This is a genomic window from Bowmanella yangjiangensis, assembly GCF_017255015.1.
GTDB classification, from domain to species: Bacteria; Pseudomonadota; Gammaproteobacteria; order Enterobacterales; family Alteromonadaceae; genus Bowmanella; species Bowmanella yangjiangensis.
Map to the genome: position 1 here is coordinate 1 of NZ_JAFKCS010000031.1, position 16,925 is coordinate 16,925.

General features: G+C 49.5%; 16 protein-coding genes. 10 read left to right on the plus strand and 6 right to left on the minus strand.

Features of this window, described 5'->3' with window-relative positions; all coding sequences use genetic code 11:
* On the minus strand, positions 1-651 hold a 651-nt coding region (locus J0A65_RS19905), incomplete at its 3' end, for a cbb3-type cytochrome c oxidase subunit I (RefSeq protein ID WP_206596091.1).
* A 248-nt stretch (positions 652-899) separates the two neighbouring features.
* Between J0A65_RS19905 and J0A65_RS19910 the strand changes: the two genes are divergently transcribed.
* Positions 900-1,349: a hypothetical protein gene (locus tag J0A65_RS19910; protein WP_206596092.1), complete on the plus strand. Its 450-nt coding sequence runs from the start codon at positions 900-902 to the stop codon at positions 1,347-1,349.
* A 24-nt stretch (positions 1,350-1,373) separates the two neighbouring features.
* On the opposite strand, the gene J0A65_RS19915 is transcribed toward J0A65_RS19910, so the two are convergent.
* The 3 genes from J0A65_RS19915 to J0A65_RS27950 all read right to left on the minus strand — a co-directional run bounded on the left by J0A65_RS19915 (position 1,374) and on the right by J0A65_RS27950 (position 3,968).
* Entirely contained in the window at positions 1,374-2,945 is a 1,572-nt protein-coding gene (locus J0A65_RS19915) for a cation:proton antiporter domain-containing protein (protein ID WP_206596093.1), read from the minus strand.
* 94 nt (positions 2,946-3,039) lie between these two features.
* Entirely contained in the window at positions 3,040-3,492 is a 453-nt protein-coding gene (locus J0A65_RS19920; RefSeq protein ID WP_206596094.1) for a hemerythrin domain-containing protein, read from the minus strand.
* Positions 3,493-3,590: 98 nt separating this feature from the next.
* Complete coding sequence (locus tag J0A65_RS27950; protein ID WP_206596095.1) at positions 3,591-3,968, minus strand: YbaN family protein; 378 nt, start codon at positions 3,966-3,968, stop codon at positions 3,591-3,593.
* Between the two features lie 152 nt (positions 3,969-4,120).
* Here J0A65_RS27950 and J0A65_RS19930 point away from each other — a divergent pair, with 152 nt between their 5' ends.
* Positions 4,121-5,623: a dipeptidase gene (locus tag J0A65_RS19930; protein ID WP_206596096.1), complete on the plus strand. Its 1,503-nt coding sequence runs from the start codon at positions 4,121-4,123 to the stop codon at positions 5,621-5,623.
* 192 nt (positions 5,624-5,815) lie between these two features.
* The gene (locus J0A65_RS19935; RefSeq protein WP_232850067.1) at positions 5,816-6,184 is read left to right on the plus strand and encodes a DUF1428 domain-containing protein; all 369 of its coding nucleotides are present in this window, start codon (positions 5,816-5,818) and stop codon (positions 6,182-6,184) included.
* Between the two features lie 50 nt (positions 6,185-6,234).
* Here the strand turns inward: J0A65_RS19935 and J0A65_RS19940 are convergent, their stop codons facing one another.
* Positions 6,235-8,769, minus strand: a complete 2,535-nt coding sequence (locus J0A65_RS19940) for a TonB-dependent receptor plug domain-containing protein (protein ID WP_206596097.1) — start codon at positions 8,767-8,769, stop codon at positions 6,235-6,237.
* Positions 8,770-9,032: 263 nt separating this feature from the next.
* On the minus strand, positions 9,033-10,634 hold the full coding sequence (locus J0A65_RS19945; RefSeq protein ID WP_206596098.1) for an inorganic phosphate transporter: 1,602 nt from the start codon (positions 10,632-10,634) through the stop codon (positions 9,033-9,035).
* A 142-nt stretch (positions 10,635-10,776) separates the two neighbouring features.
* On the opposite strand from J0A65_RS19945, the gene modA reads away from it, so the two are divergent.
* The 7 genes from modA to J0A65_RS19980 form a co-directional block, all read left to right on the plus strand.
* Positions 10,777-11,532 (plus strand): molybdate ABC transporter substrate-binding protein, encoded by a 756-nt coding sequence (gene modA, locus J0A65_RS19950; RefSeq protein WP_206596099.1) that lies wholly within the window; start codon positions 10,777-10,779, stop codon positions 11,530-11,532.
* The gene (gene modB, locus J0A65_RS19955) at positions 11,522-12,220 is read left to right on the plus strand and encodes a molybdate ABC transporter permease subunit (RefSeq protein WP_206596100.1); all 699 of its coding nucleotides are present in this window, start codon (positions 11,522-11,524) and stop codon (positions 12,218-12,220) included. The genes modA and modB overlap by 11 nt, the downstream gene beginning before the upstream one ends.
* Positions 12,207-13,268 (plus strand): molybdenum ABC transporter ATP-binding protein, encoded by a 1,062-nt coding sequence (gene modC / locus J0A65_RS19960; RefSeq protein ID WP_206596101.1) that lies wholly within the window; start codon positions 12,207-12,209, stop codon positions 13,266-13,268. The genes modB and modC overlap by 14 nt, the downstream gene beginning before the upstream one ends.
* Before the next feature lie 149 nt (positions 13,269-13,417).
* The gene (locus J0A65_RS19965; protein ID WP_206596102.1) at positions 13,418-14,101 is read left to right on the plus strand and encodes a GntR family transcriptional regulator; all 684 of its coding nucleotides are present in this window, start codon (positions 13,418-13,420) and stop codon (positions 14,099-14,101) included.
* Positions 14,098-14,976 carry a methylisocitrate lyase gene (prpB, locus tag J0A65_RS19970; RefSeq protein WP_206596103.1) on the plus strand — a complete coding sequence of 293 codons (879 nt, stop codon included), beginning with the start codon at positions 14,098-14,100 and terminating at the stop codon, positions 14,974-14,976. The genes J0A65_RS19965 and prpB overlap by 4 nt, the downstream gene beginning before the upstream one ends.
* Before the next feature lie 141 nt (positions 14,977-15,117).
* Positions 15,118-16,245 carry a bifunctional 2-methylcitrate synthase/citrate synthase gene (gene prpC / locus J0A65_RS19975; RefSeq protein WP_206596104.1) on the plus strand — a complete coding sequence of 376 codons (1,128 nt, stop codon included), beginning with the start codon at positions 15,118-15,120 and terminating at the stop codon, positions 16,243-16,245.
* A gap of 149 nt (positions 16,246-16,394) precedes the next feature.
* On the plus strand, positions 16,395-16,925 hold a 531-nt coding region (locus tag J0A65_RS19980), incomplete at its 3' end, for an aconitase family protein (protein WP_269814688.1).

Sequence of the window (16,925 nt, forward strand, 5' to 3'; positions counted from 1 at the left end):
GGTCAGGAAGAAACCTACGGCGTTATGTCCATACCACCATTGCACCATAGCATCCACCGCACCAGCATACAGGCTATATGACTTGGTGAAGGATACCGGCACAGCCATACTGTTGGCGATGTGCAGGATTGCAACGGTCAGAATAAATGCACCGAAGAACCAGTTTGCTACGTATATATGCGAGGTCTTACGAATCACCAAGGTGCCGAAGAAGTTAATCGCATAAGCCACCCACACCAAGGTAATCAGAATGTCGATGGGCCACTCCAATTCCGCGTATTCCTTGGAAGAAGTCAAACCCAGCGGCAGGCTGATTGCGGCCGCAACGATCACGGCTTGCCAACCCCAGAAGGTAAAAGAGGCTAATTTGTCACTAAACAACTTCACCTGGCAGGTGCGCTGTACGACATAGTAAGAAGTGGCGAACAAAGCGCAGCCACCAAATGCGAAGATTACTGCATTGGTATGCAGTGGTCTTAATCGCGAGTAGGTTAGCCAGGGAGTGTTAAAATTCATCTCTGGCCAGATTAGTTGAGAGGCGATTAATACGCCCACTGTCATGCCGACAATTCCCCAAATCACCGTCATGACGGCGAATTGTCGCACTACTTTATAATTGTATTCGGGATGTGCTCGACTGGTTTCACTCATCGTCTTGGTTCTTCCGCTGCTGTTGGTATGTTTTATTACCCGTTAAACATTAGGTAAAAAACCCGAAACCGCCAGTAAAAGTTCTGTCTCAAAGATTCCTATAAAGGTTTGATCCACAACTTATATTTGGCGGGCCTTCGAGCGGGAATAATAAGGTTTTTGGGCCTTAAAAGATAGCCTAAACACCGCTTGATTGATCCTGGTCAATGATTCAAACTTGCCGCCCTTCGTGTTTGGACGAGGCCAAGGTGTTAAAACAGAATTATCTAAACCTGATACTTAGTGGCGCGGCCTTGTCCGCTATATTACTAGGTGCTTATTGGTTGAATCAGCCTGATGCAGTTGCACCACAAAATGGCACATGTCAGTTGCACCATAGTGACTGCCGTTTTGAGATTGCCGGGCGTGTCGGCCAAATCAGTGTTTTGCCTCGTCCAGTCCCCATTGAAGAACCGCTAGCGATAACACTCCAGTTGCCTGAAGGCAGCCGTCTGCTAAGCGGTTATATAGAAGGTATTAACATGTATATGGGCAAGATACCTGTGATTGTTGAGCAGGCAGAGGGGCGAACTGTCCGTGCAGTCAGCTTTTTAGGAAGTTGCAGCGAACCTCAGATGCAGTGGCGCCTGGTGTTACAGCTCCAGGACGCCAACGAGAACAAGGTAACTCAAAGCTGGGCATTTATTACCAGGCTGTAGACAACAGTGAGTTGCCATTGCAACTCACGCCTGCTTGCCCAGTAATATTAAGCTTTCTTCAGCAAAGCCTGTACCAGCCTCAGTGTAGAAGTTAAACACATGGTCAATGCCATAGTGCAACAGTTCTAGTCTTTCATCTTCGTAACGGGCGATGGCTGCCAGTTGCGCTTTATAACCGGCCTTACGCAGTTGATCATTGATATGACGGATATCTTCCGTGGAAGGAAGAGCCAGTAAGATAAGTTCAATACTGGATAAGTCCATGTTGTCCCACAAATCCGCGTCTTCACCGTCACCTAAGATAACCTGCAGATTCAGACTTTTTTGCCGTTCAATCCGATCACGATCCGCATCCATACCCCATACCTGATTTCCCAGCACATCACGAAGCGCTAAAAATGCGCCCTTACCAACCCGTCCCATACCAACAACCAATACTTTGGCATGCTGGGGTTGTTGATAGATATCTTCAGCCAGGCGTCGGGATTTTTCATAACGCTTAATCAGTTGTTGATAGCGACTGTAGCCAGCATGCGAATAGCGATAAATAACGCTGGTCAGAATAAAGGAGAAGGACACGGCCAACGCCAGGATCACCAGCCATTCTTTACTCATCCAGGCGGCATCCACGCAAAGCGCCACCACTATGAGACCAAACTCACTGAAATTGCTCAGCGCCAGGCCTGCAAGATACGCCGTTCGCCCACGCAGACGCAGGCCGGTAAACAAGAAAAAGAACATGATAAATTTGATTGGCAGCAACAAACAGAGTAGTAGTGCCAGACCAACCATTTGTAAATCGGGCAGGGCGGTGAAGCCGATAGACAGGAAGAAGCCAATGAGGAACAAATCCTTAAAGCTCATCAGGGCCTTATTCATTTCTGACGCTTTGACGTGATTACTCATCAAAATCCCCATCACCAGCGCACCTAAATCGCCCTTGATACCAACCAGGTTAAATAATTCATAGCCCCCCAAGGCCAGGAAAAAACCGGTTAACGGTAACAACTCGCCGTGACCGGATAATTGCACTATGCGTTTAAGTAGTGGCTTGACGAGGAATAAACCCAATAAACCGAGGGCATAAATTGAGGGTGTTTTGCCGGTGGCGAGCACCAAGAACAGCACGGCCAGGATATCCTGCATAACCAGCACACCAATGGCAAGTTTGCCATGACGGGTTTTCATTTCGCCTGCTTCTTCCAGCAACTTCACAATACAAACTGTACTGGAAAAACTTAAGGCAAATCCTAGTAATGCTGCTGTCTGCCAGTCTAATACCGCAAAATAAGCCAGCGAAATGCTCGCCAGTAGCATAGCGAAACTGGCCAAAAAGCCGGACCACACCAACATATGCACACCGGTGCCCAGCCATACTTCTCGCTTAAGTAAGTCTTTAACGTTAAGTTTTAAGCCGATGGTAAATAACATCAGGGTAATACCCAGGTTCGCCAAGGCTTCGAGACTTTCGGTGGGCTTGATACCGATAAAATTAAGTAAGAAGCCGGCAGCCAGAAAACCTATCAGGGGTGGAAGATTCAACATCTTCACACCCAGTCCGCACACAAAGGCGAATAACACCCAAATAAAATCCATCAGCAATCAGATCCGTAGCAAAAGGAGGGACTATAGAATAATAGAGCTAATGCCGCAGAATCAAAAACTTGTGCTCAATTTCTGCGGCAGAAAACTAATCAGAAGGGGGCGTAGTTGATTGAGCCAACTTTTCGATCAAGTAAGTGACGGCATTGACGTCAAATAACCTATCGCAAGCGGGGTAAAGGTTAAATTCCTGGTTCTCAAAGTGATCAGACAGCAAATATTCTAATCTCTGCTCTTCGTCATGACTATCAAGACTGTTTTCAGTCAGATTAAACACCCACTGAATTTGTTCTTTAAGCTGTTTTTGCTCGTCCGTTGCTTTATCAATGAGTTCGTTGAGCTGTGGCTCATTATGAGTTTGCAAGACAGGGAACAACAACCTTTGGTCCCACTCAATATGTTGTACCAAACCAGACCAAAAAAGTTTGAACAAGCGTTTAGACCATTCGGGATCCGTTTTTTTATGCTTTCGAAAAGCTATGTACAACAACTCCAGGCGTTGCTGGTTGGCGCTAAAATATCGGGTAATGAATTTGTGCATGAAATGGACTCCGAACATTACAGCTTGAAGGTTAGCCCAGCTTCATGGAACGGAAATTAATCTAAATCAAATGAAGCTCAGAAAGAAGCGGCAAGAACTTAGTTATCCAAACTGAGTTCAGGCCTATACCAAAGCCATAAAATGACAAAGCCAAGTACAATGCTAAGAGAAAGTTTAATGTAGTAACTTAAACTGGAGAGCCATAACAGCAAACAACTAAAAGATATCATTACACTGGCTAGCACCTTAGCTTTGCGAGGCACTGAACCAAATTCACGCCAGTTGCGAATGGTCAGTCCGTAGCTAGGATGATTGAGTAACCAAACTTCAAGTTCCGGCCAACCTTTACTTGCACACCAGGCGGCCATCAATAAAAACACCACGGTTGGCAAGCCAGGGAGTATTACCCCAACGAGCCCCACGCCGACCAAGCATAAGGCGATAACCCGCCAAAATAGTCTGATTGTTCCGCGCAAGAGATGAGCACCGCTAGTTATTACCTAGGATTTATCTTAGCAGAATCGCTATCTATGAACTGGTCTTTCTGTTTATATTTTGCAACGTATAAGCTGTTGTTAACAAATGGATTTATTGCTAGCTTGAGGCTCCATTTTTCAAGGAGCCGGTTATGCGTACCCCTCTGGCAATAGTGCCACTGCTTTATTCAGCGATTAGTTTCGCTTCAACGCCCAGTGAAATGGCCCAAAGTACGGCTAATTACGCGGTTAATACCTATTCCCAAGCCATGGTCGACAGCCTGCGTGAATTGGTCAGATATAACACTGTCGCGGTAGATGGAATATCTGGCCTTGATAATCCAGCCCATATTGGATTTAAGGCCGAACTGGCTAAGCAGGCTCAAGCACTGGGTCTGGATTTTACCGACCATGGCTATCTGGTAGTGATTGGCTTAGGCGACGCCAAAGAGCGCTTTGGCATTATCACCCATGGTGATATTCAACCGGTAGACCCGTCAAAATGGGCAAAGTCACCTTTTTATTTGGATGAAACCTCTGAGCCAGGGCGCCTGATTGGCCGGGGCACCGAAGATGACAAAGGGCCGATATCAACCGCACTGTATGCCATGAAAGCCATTAAAGATAAGGGCATTGTCCTTAATCGACGTATTGAGCTTTATGTGTATATGGCCGAAGAGTCAGACTGGGGTCCTTTGCAAGCCTATGTTAAAGAAAATAGCCTGCCGGAGCTGAATATAACCATAGATGCAGAATATCCAGTGGTAACCGCAGAAAAGGGTTACGGCACCATTAGCCTGACATTTGCAAATACGCCGATTAAGGATGGGCAAATGGCATTAAGCGAATTTTCTGGTGGCTTTTTTGGTAGTCAGATCCCGGAAGACGCCGTGGCCGTCATTCAAGATGCCAGCACCGACTTTGAAGCCTTGCTAAAAAGCAAAGCCACGCAACATATCGGTATGCAATACCAGTTCAGCCGAGACGGTGACAAGTTACGTGTTCGGGCCAAAGGTAAATCAGCGCACTCATCCAAGCCACAAGAGGGTGTGAATGCTATATCCTATCTGGCCGCTTTATTGGGCGACAGGTTGTGGCCGAACAACAGCGCGGGTGCACTGGTAAACTTTGTTAACAGCCAGCTTGGAACGGGGTTGTATGGCAAGCAGTTCGGTGAGATTGCTTACAGCGATAATTTTATGGGCCCTATGACAGTGTCTCCTACGGTAATAAAAACCAGTGACCAGGGGCTGCAACTGAATATCAATATTCGCAGACCAGTAGGTAAAACTGCCGAGCAGCTTGAACAGCAGATTAACCAGGCCGTGGACAATTGGCAGTCGCAAAATAACGCCATCATTGCCGACAGAAATATCTATATAGGCGAGCCTTTCGTGCAAACAAGTGCACCGCATATTGATACGTTGCTGAGGGTATTTTCCCACTTTACCGGTATCAAAGATGCCAAACCTATTGCCATTGGTGGTGGCACCAATTCCAGACTGTTCCCCAATGCCGTCAGTTTCGGCCCTTCTATGCCTGGGGTTGAGTACACCGGCCACTCTGAACATGAGTTCATCAGCATGGAGCAATTTTTACTTAACCTGAAAATGTACACAGCGGTAATGGTGGAGATAGCCGCTAACCCGCAATAACCTTCTCTGCGTTTCCCCAGGGCCAACAAAAAGTTGGCCTTTTTTCTGCCTATTTTCACTTACCTGTCGAAACCACTGTTTTAAAAACGACCACGGTTAAGCCTGCTCTGTGGGGGCAGGCGAACTTGAAAGTTTTGTCATAGGCTCATAAGAGCGTAATCCAGGGCAAAGAGGCCCGTTAACAGGAGAATCATGATGGAAAACTATGTCGATGGCTTTGTTGTGCCCGTCCCTAAGGAAAAACTAGACGCCTATCGCCAGATGGCTGAACGGGCTGGAAAAATATGGGTTGAGTATGGTGCTGTCGCTTATCGGGAATGGGTGGCTGATGATGTTAAAGACGGTAAGGTCACTTCTTTTCCGCAGGCTGTTGACTTGAAAGACGATGAAGTCGTGATTTTTGCCTGGATCACTTACAAGTCCAGGGAAGACAGAGACAGGATAAACGAACAGGTTATGGCCGATCCGCGTTTAAGCGACATGATGGACCCAAGCACTATGCCATTTGATAGCATGCGCATGTTTTGGGGCGGGTTTAAAAAACTGGTGCAATTGCCCTAAGTGAAATAAGCAGAGCGCTGTGTTCAGCGCTCTGTCCGTTAAACTTAACATCAGAAACGATAGGTCGCCTTGGCATACCAATAGCGGCCGTCAATGCTGTAGGCCGAGAACCCTGAATAGGGGAAGATCTGGTTAAAGTCGGTCTGTCCGCTGGTGCTGATAGTGTCACGGGGATACTGATCAAAGAGATTATTGGCACCAACCGCCAATTGCCAGTTATCCGTTAGCTCGTAAGCCACATCCAGATCGGTGATCCACTTAGCATCCAGCACTTCATCATTGGCTTCTGTGCTGCCGGCATCCACAACCTCACCATAGCGCACAGCACGCAGGGTTAACTTAGTACGGTCATATTGCCAGGTGGCAGCCAGGTTGAGTTTGGAGTCAGGTGTGCCCAGCTCAAAACGCTTGGTTTCCAATCGGCCAAATAAGGTGTACTGCTCTGGATCCAGCGCATCCAGCTCAGGTGGATTCGGCGCAATACGTTCAACATCCGTGTCATTGCGGTTATAAGCTGCCGTCAGATTCAAGCTACCATAGTCAGCCAAGGACAGATTGTAACTGGCCGTCACATCAACACCGCGGGTGCGGGTATCGATGGCGTTAGTAAAGTAACGCACCTGCTGTACTCCGTTAATGCCGGCGTCAGCCAGGATCTGAATCACCTCTGGGCCACTTAGGCTTTCGCTCAACACAATGCGATCGTCAATGTCGATACGATACCAATCTAAGGTCAAGCTGAGATTACCGGCTTGATACGCCAGCCCTAGTGAGCGGCTGACGGATTGTTCCTCCTGAAGTGGCTGAGAGCCCAGGGCCAATGCCGCTGGATGATCTGCCGTATAGGTACCCACTTCAAAAGGCACACCATTAACAAACTGGGTGCTGACAGTCGTAAAGGCAGACTGGGCTAAACTGGGAGCGCGAAAACCATTGCTTAGTGAGCCACGTATTGCCAAGCTGTCGGTCAACTGATAACGGCTGGCCAGCTTGCCGGAGACATCCGACCCAAAATCGCTGTAATCCTCAAAGCGGCTTGCCAGGGCAATGTTCCAACGCTCGGTCAGGTTGGTATCCAGGTCAACATACAGGGACCAGTTATGGCGACTGCGATCTGTGGCGCTCAGTGGTGAGAAACCAGGAAACACCTGCGAACCACCGGCGGCCACTGGATTACCATTGGCATCCAACACCGTTAGGTAAGAGGCTTCTTCTCCGGCTTTAATCTGATAATTTTCGCGGCGATATTCCGCCCCCACAGCAACCAGTAAACTGTCCGGTAACCAGCTGGGCGTGTAGTAGCGGGAAAAATCCAGGTTCAACAGGCTTTGTGAATACTCCAGGGTGCCCGCATCAAAACGGGTTGGGCTATTGGTGCCCATGGAGGTATTCAGGCTGTTTTCTACATTAAAGTTGAAGCTGTCCCAGCCATGGGTCAGGCTGGCATCCCATTGCCATTCTCCGGCCAGACCTTTGGCACCAAAGGTACCGCCAAAATCCTCAATATCAGAAACGATGTAAGGCAAGAAGCCGTCAGGATAAATGGCTGGCACGTTTCTGCTGTCATTGGCACGACGATAAAATCCGCCGCTTTCACCATCGCGCACGCCATAGCTGGCATAGCCATATAACTCGACTTCGCCAACAGTGTATCCGCCGTTGGCAATCAAACTGTGTTCTTCAAGTGCCGCTTTACCAAATCTGTGATTGTAACGGTCAATGTCGAATTCGCGGGGATCAAAACTACCATCGGCTTGTAAGGCATATTGCCGACGGGGATCAAAGCCTGAACGATTGGTTGGCTCGCGGTCACGATACTCGTACGTCAGGTTAATAAAGCCGTTATCACTTAGGTTGAACCCTTTGTTGACCGAAAGATTCCAGGTTTCTCCGTCGCTACGTTTACGATCTTCTCCGGTAGCAAATTGCAAAGCGCCGCTGCCGTTGTCTGAGACTCCGGTTAGCTGAGGTACACCAGCCATTTGGGTATCGTGCTGACCGTACGTCAGGGTAACGGTGCCGTCTTCTGCGCTGTCTTTAAGCACAATGTTAATCACACCGGCGATAGCATCAGAGCCATACTGTGACGCAGCGCCGTCACGCAGGATCTCAATGCGTTTGATTGAAGCAGCGGGGATCATATTCATATCCACCGCACTTGAACCCCGGCCAACTGAACCGTTCAGGTTAAGCAACGCCCCGGCGTGGCGGCGTTTGCCATTAACTAAAACCAAGGTGTGATCCGGCGCAAGACCGCGCAGTACCGCTGGACGCGCATGGTCAGTGCCGTCAGTGACTGTGGCGTGGGGGTAGTTAAAACTAGGCGCCAGATTGGTCAACAATTGGCTGATTTCCAGTTGACCGGAAGACGTCAGTTGGTCGGCATCGAGAATATCAATAGGCACGTTGCTCTGTGCAACGGTGCGGTCGCTTCGTCTTGTGCCGGTTACAATAATTTGTTCAAGCTGCTCGTTTACCCCTTCTTGGGCTAACGCGGTTTTGTTGCCGATGGCCAGCAAAGGAAGAGAAAGCAGGCCGGTGCCGAGTACGCGGCCAATATAAGTAGCAAGTGTGGAAATGTGCATAATCGCTCCTGCGTATGTGCTTTAGTGTGTAAGACGGACTCTAATTAAGGCGATGATCACAGTCCAAGTCCAGAAATGGCTTGAATATTCCAAAATGGAATTAATGCGGCGCTCAATATAACATTAATTGCCTTTGAGCGTCTTGATTAAGCCTAGATAAGCCAACAGGGGATTTGCCAGTAAAAGGCAATAACTTGATATGAAAGAGATAATTACTGCGATAACTGACAGGAAAGGGGCGGCACTGATATGCCGCCCACTGGTTAAAACAAGCTACGCAGTGCCATAAAGCTAATTGCACTGAGTATCGCCGCAGCGGGCAGGGTGATGATCCAGGCAAGACCAATGGGCTTCATTAATTCCCAGTTAGTTTGCCGGTTCACCAGGCCTATTCCCAAAACCGCGCCAATCAGGATATGTGTACTGGAGACAGGCAGTCCCATTAGGGAGGCAATCATGACCACGGCGGCGGCAGCCAATTCGGCGGCGAAACCCGAAGCCGGGTGCATGCGGGTCAGATTGTGGCCGACGGTTTGAATCACTTCTTTGCCAATAAACCACAAACCCACGATGAGCGCGATGCCAAAGGAAATCATGGCCACAGTAGGCACAGCTGCAGTAGCACCGATTTCACCGGTACGCAGTACATCCAAAATGGCAGCAAATGGTCCAATGGCATTGGCAATATCGTTTGAACCATGACTAAAGGCAAAGCCAGACGCCGTAAAGACCTGCATCCAACTGAACATCAGGTAGGTGGATTGTGATAACGAGTTTCCCTTCAGGGTTTTTGCATAGATAAAGGTTGCCATCCAAACCACCGCACCAATCATCAACATGATCAGATAATTGTGCAGTGTGGTCAGTCCAAGGTTCATATGCTTGAGACCTTTGAACAGCAACATGGCCGAGATAATCATGGCGCCGAGAGCGGCAATAAGCGGCACCCAGTGCTCCAAGGCCCGGTGTGCTTCAACGTCCTGCTTTTTCTGATCGATCTCATGCAGACTGCGGTAATAATCCGACTCCAGATCGTCCGGACCAAAGTCACCTTCTACATACACATGGGCATCTCTGGCCATGGCGCCAGTGTAGGCGATTTGCTGTAATTCGCTTAAGCGCTCAAAAGCCTGCTTGTGCTTGGCTTTCAGCTTTTTCTTCTCTTTTTTGATTTGTTTGAGGCGGTTTTCTGCCTCGTCGTTGTAGTGCAGCACATGTTTTTTGATAGCGGCAAACAGCAAATAGGAAACAAGACCACCTAACAGAGGCGATAACACCCAGGAAATGGCAATTTCCCCCACCTGTTGCCAGTGCACCAGAGAAAAGGCCGACTCACTGCCATTCAAAATAAAGCCTAAGGTAATGGAGCTGCCCACTATGCCGCCGATAATGGCATGCGTGGTTGATACCGGGTAGCCGCGTTTAGAGGCAAATAACAACCAAAGCGCAGCCGCCAGCAAAGCAGACATCATAATGTAAACAAACTGCATGGGCTCCATATGCAGTTGGCTCATATCCACAATACCTTTGCGGATAGTTTCGGTAACCTGACCACCGGCAATCACGGCGCCGCTCACTTCAAAAATGGCAGCAATAAACAGCGCTTGTTTAATCGTCAGTGTGCCGGCACCGACACTGGTACCAAAAGAATTGGCAACATCGTTACCGCCAATATTAAAGGCCATAAACAACCCAAACAGGGTGGCCAACATAAATAACATGGGGTAACTATGTTGGGTATAGTCCAGCCCCCAATACAGGAAATAGCCAGAGGTGGCCAACATCAGGACAATGAAGAACAGGCTGAGCTTGGAGTAGGGAGTTGACCGTTGTGGTGCCGACATCAGATTAGTAAGGCTGTTCACTGGGCTCTCAGAACCTAATTGAGACAAAAAGTGCTCAAACCCTAGCAAGGCTTCGTGTAATTAATGTGACATAGCCCATAGGCGAAAAGCCTATCTGCTTCAAGCTGTTAAGCTGGTATGCTGAAGGCAACAAGGAGTCAGCATGAAAATCAGCATGATGGGCATTTTGGCCCTGATGTCATTGCCCCTGGCCGCTGAGCCATTGAATCTGGCCGTGGCCTCAAATTTTGCCGCCCCTATGCAGGCGATTATCAAAGGCTTTGAGGAAAAGACCGGCCAGCAGGTACGAATGAGTCTTGGTGCCTCAGGTAAATTTGTGGCGCAAATCCATCACGGTGCACCCTTTGATATCTTCTTTAGTGCCGATCAGGCTAAACCTCTAGCGTTACTTGAGGCCGGCTATGGCGCGTCAGACACGGTTAAAACTTATGCTATCGGTAGTTTAGCGCTGTGGTCTGCCAATCCGGATACCGATGTGCGACAGCAGCTACAACAAGCAAGCTTCAGGAAACTGGCCCTGGCCAACCCCAAACTGGCACCCTATGGCAGTGCTGCCGTTTCGGTGCTGCAACAGCTGAATTTAGTCGACGCTACGCAAAGCAAATGGGTGCAGGGTGAGAACATTGCCCAAACCTTTCAGTTTGTACAAAGTGGTAATGCGGAGTTAGGCTTTGTCGCGCTCTCACAACTTATCGGAAAAGCGCAAAATGCCCGTAATCTATGGATCATCCCTACCAACCTTTACCCTGCTATCCGTCAGGACAGGGTGGTTTTAAAGAAAAGTGCGCAAAAGCCCGCCGTAAAGGCCTTTTTGGACTATTTGCAGCAGGCGCAACCCCGGCAGATAATCACCAAACACGGTTACGCGTTACCTGAGGAGGTTAAAAATGCCCTTTAACCCAGAGGATATGGGCGCCATTTGGCTGACCTTAAAACTGGCCAGCGTGGTCACCTTGATACTACTTATCATAAGTACGCCACTGGCCTGGTGGTTAAGCCAAACTCGAAGTTGGATAAAGGGCCCGATTACGGTAATTGTCGCCTTGCCCTTGGTTTTACCGCCCACTGTTATCGGATTCTATTTGTTGATGCTGATGGGGCCAAATGGGCCTGTTGGGCAGTTTACCCAGGCTGCTGGCATTGGCTTATTACCTTTTACCTTTTGGGGATTAGTGGTGGGGTCGGTATGTTATTCGCTGCCCTTTGTGGTGCAGCCACTGTATAACGCCATGAGTGCCGTGGGCGCACGCCCACTGGAAGTAGCGGCAACCTTAAGAGCTGGCCCTTGGGAACGCTTTTTTACTGTAGTTCTACCCTTGTGTAAAACCGGTTTTTTAACCGCCGCCGTATTGGGGTTCGCCCATACCGTGGGGGAATTCGGTGTGGTGCTGATGATAGGCGGCAATATTCCGCAAGAAACCCGCTTGGTGTCGGTGCAAATCTACGATCATGTAGAAGCACTGAACTACAGTCAGGCGCATTGGCTGTCTGCCACTATGCTGGTGTTTTCATTTGTGGTGCTGCTCGCGCTTTACAGCCTGACGGCAGCCAAAAAGTCTGTGGGAGGGCAGCATGACAAAGATTGAACTTGATCTTGACTTGCCCCTTGGGGGCAGCTTTCGTCTGGTCGTAGCCAGCCAGTTACCAGGCCGGGGTATCACAGGGATCTTTGGCCATTCCGGTTCAGGTAAAACCACCTTACTGAGGTTCATCGCTGGTCTTCAGCCATGTAAAGGCGCCACCTTAATAGTGGGCGGTCAGCCATGGCAGTCAGGTAAGCAGTGTTTGGCTCCACATAAACGCTCTGTAGGCTATGTTTTTCAGGAAGCCAGCTTGTTTCCCCACCTAAGTGCTAAAGGTAATCTCGATTACGCCAGTAAGCGAGCCTGGCCAGGATCTTCGCCACTAAAACGCGACATCATTGAATTACTGGGTATCGGGTCGTTGCTAAACCGTTATCCGCATCAGCTATCCGGCGGAGAGCGCCAACGTGTAGCCATTGCCAGGGCGTTGCTTATTAACCCAAGCATACTGTTGATGGACGAGCCGCTGGCGGCACTGGATGAGGCGCGTAAGCAAGAAATCCTGCCTTATCTGCAAACCTTGGCCGCACACATCGCCATCCCCATGCTGTATGTTACCCACTCGGTATCAGAGCTCAGCCGCCTGGCCGATAGTGTACTTATTCTGGATAAGGGACGAGTCAAAGCACAGGGCGATATAACCCAGGTCAGTGAGATGCTTGGGCTGTCTGATCCTTTGCATCCCTTTAGTATTTTGCCTGCGCAGGTAAGCGAAGTTCACCCACACTGGAAGCTGGTTTGCGTGAAATCTCACAAGGCCAGTCTGTGGTTGCCGGATACCGGTCTTGCTGTCAAAACGAAAGTGCGCTTAATAGTGCAGGCTAAGGACGTGAGTCTCAGTATTTCAGCCCACCAGGACTCCAGCATACTGAATATCGTGCCAGCCAGGGTGGATGATATTCATAGTCAAACTGACGGTATGCTGGTGAAACTGCATAGTGAAGCTGGGCCACTTTGGGCCAAGATCAGCTTACGCTCAGCCGAGCACCTGCAATTACATAGCGGCCAGGCCCTGTATGCGCAAATCAAGTCAATGGCATTGAGTCAGTAACCCAGCGTTCGATTCTTGCTTTCGGTTTAAATCGGCCCTACCTATTAGACTATTGTCGACAATCTACCGCTTTTTATTTGATCTTCTGTTAGTTGATGTCTATATTGTCGACACTTTCCCTCGGCAAACAGCCTGGTAAATTTCCGTAAATGATCAACGAACAAGCTATTACTTCCGCGGATAAAACGTTTTTCCTGCTACGCAGAGACATAGTGGAAGGCGAGATCCCGTCTGGGGCAAAACTAAGTGAAACCGAATTGTCGACAAAATATGCCGTCAGTCGGGCCGTCATCCGTGAAGCCATTAATAGATTAGAGTCCTGCCGCTTGGTGGAACGCAAAGCCAATATAGGTGCGCGAGTGGTTGCACTAACGCCGCAGGGCTTGGTTGAACTCTATGAGGTGCGTGAAGCATTGGAAGGCATGGCAGCCCGGTTAGCCGCGCGCAATATGACAGATCAGGAAATTGCCGATCTGAACGCCTTGTTGAATCAACATTTTCAGGAAGTTAAGGGCGGCGAGTCCTATTATCAGGAAGCCGGTGATGTGGATTTTCATTACCGCATTATTCAGGGCAGCAAAAATCAGCACCTGACCAATATGCTGACCAACGGTATCTATCATTTAGTCCGTATGTATCGGGTGCAACTGGGCATGGCGGGTCCCCGGGTAACCACGGCCTTTGATGAGCACCGCCATATAGTGCAGGCCATTTGCAATCGAGATGAAGAGTTGGCCGAAATGCTGATGCGCAGGCACATCACCTATTCAAGAAAGAACATTGAGCAAAAGCTGGCTGCTCAGGCCGGCAGCAACAGGAGACAACAAGCATGAGTGCAGGTAAAAAATTCCGTCAGGCGCTAATCAACAACAAGCCTCTGCAAATTGTCGGCACCATCAATGCGTACACCGCGATGATGGCCGAAAAAATTGGCCACCAGGCGATTTACCTGTCTGGCGGCGGGGTAGCCAATGCCTCTTATGGTTTGCCAGATTTGGGCATGACCTCGCTCAATGATGTGCTGGTGGACGTGCAGCGGATTACCGCCGCAACCGAGGTGCCTCTGTTGGTGGATATAGACACCGGTTGGGGCGGCGCATTCAATATCGCCAAAACCATCAAAGACATGCAAAAAGCTGGCGCTGCAGCCGTGCATATGGAAGACCAGGTGGCGCAGAAGCGTTGTGGCCACCGCCCCAATAAAGAAGTGGTATCCGTAGAGGAAATGCAAGATCGCATTAAGGCGGCGGTGGATGCGCGTACCGATGAAAACTTTTTTATCATGGCCCGCACCGATGCCTTTGCGATCGAAGGTCTGGATGCAGCCATCGCCAGAGCCAAGGCCTATGTTGAAGCTGGTGCCGACGGTATCTTTGCCGAAGCGATCCAAACCGAAGCCCACTACCGTGAATTTAGCCAGGCGCTGAATGTGCCCATCCTGGCCAATATGACCGAGTTTGGCAAAACTGAGTTGTGGAGCAAAGAACAGTTGGCAGAGTGGGGCGCGGATATGGTGCTTTATCCGCTGTCAGCCTTCAGAGCCATGAATAAGGCTGCCGAGAATGTCTATCGTCATCTGCTCGTTGACGGCCATCAGCGTAACGTAGTGGATACCATGCAAACCCGAATGGAGCTTTATGATTATCTTGGCTACCACGCCTATGAACAAAAGCTTGATGCACTCTTTGCCGAAGGTAAAAACAAATAACCACCAGGCCCATTGGTAAGCACTTCAAGGCTGACGATGGGCAAACAGAAATGCTGTCATACATTCGTCATATAAACGCGGCATTTCTATATTTGATGAACAATAACTTATACGAACCCTATACGATCAGGAGAATGACTAATGGCACAAGGTAAAGTATTGTCCGGCGCTGGCCTGCGCGGCCAGGTCGCAGGAAAAACCGCCCTTTCCACAGTAGGTAAATCCGGCTCAGGCCTGACCTACCGTGGCTATGACGTCAAGGATCTGGCCGAGCATTGCCAGTTTGAAGAAGTCGCCTATTTGATTCTGCAAGGCAAACTGCCTAATCAGGCCGAGCTGGATGCCTATAAGGCAAAACTCAAATCCTTGCGTGGATTGCCACAAGCATTAAAAGACGTATTGGAACGTATTCCTGCTGATGCCCATCCCATGGATGTGCTGCGCACAGGTTGCTCAATGTTAGGCAACCTGGAAATGGAACAGGATTTTTCTCAGCAACAAGCTGCTACCGAGCGCATGCTGGCCTGTTTCCCCAGCATTATCTGCTACTGGTACCGTTTCAGCCACGATGGCGTGCGCATTGAGGTTGAAACTGATGATGACAGCATTGGCGGTCACTTCCTGCACCTTTTGCATGGTGAAGCGCCTAAGAGCCTGCATGAGCAGGTGATGCATGTTTCCCTGATCCTCTACGCAGAGCATGAATTTAATGCCTCGACCTTTACCGCCCGCGTCTGTGCGTCCACCTTGTCAGATATGCATTCATGCATCACGGGGGCAATCGGTTCGCTGCGGGGGCCATTACACGGTGGTGCCAACGAAGCAGCCATGGAGATGATTGAAGGCTTTACCTCTGCCGAGCACGCCGAACAGGAAATGATGGGCAAGCTGGCTCGCAAAGAGAAAATTATGGGCTTTGGTCATGCCATCTATTCTGAGTCTGACCCGCGCAATGCCATTATCAAAGCATGGGCTGCCAGACTGGCGGATGATGTGGGTGATAAAGTTTTGTATCCGGTCTCGGTGCGCTGTGAAGAAGTCATGTGGCGCGAGAAAAAACTCTTCTGCAATGCTGACTTTTTCCATGCCTCGGCCTATCACTTTATGGGCATTCCCACTAAGTTATTTACGCCCATTTTTGTTATGTCGCGTCTGACCGGTTGGGCGGCGCACGTGATGGAGCAGCGCGCCGACAACCGTATTATTCGCCCTTCTGCCGAATATACCGGCGAAGAACTGCGCAAAGTCACACCCATTGCGCAGCGTTAGATAAGTACCACTGAAAGCGGGGGCTGAAAGATACACCAGTCTTTCGCCCTCAAAACTTCAGTGGCAGAACAAGCAGCAAATAACTTCAGCGCACTAAGACCAGTTTCAATCATCTCAAGTTCTCTGTGCGCTGTAACTGTGGTGCAAATATGAATACCGAATTTAAAAAGCAGCTAGCGGGTACCAATCTTGCGTATTTTGATACCCAATCCGCCGTGGATGCCATAGAGCCTGGTGCCTACGCCAAATTACCTTATACCGCCAAAGTGCTGGCCGAAAACCTGGTCAGGCGCGCCGAGCCAGCCAGGCTTAACGACTTTCTTGGCCAGTTGATCCACCGTAAGCGTGAGCTGGACTTTCCCTGGTTCCCGGCGCGAGTGGTATGCCACGACATCTTAGGCCAAACCGCGCTGGTTGACCTGGCGGGTTTGCGTGATGCCATTGCCGATAAAGGTGGCGATCCAGCCAAGGTTAATCCCGTAGTACCTACTCAACTGATAGTGGACCACAGTCTGGCGGTGGAACATGCAGGTTTTGAAAAAGACGCCTTTGCCAAAAACCGCGCCATCGAAGACAGACGTAACGATGACCGTTTCCATTTTATCAACTGGACCAAAACGGCGTTTAAAAACGTTGATGTGATCCCACCAGGCAACGGCATTATGCACCAGATCAACCTG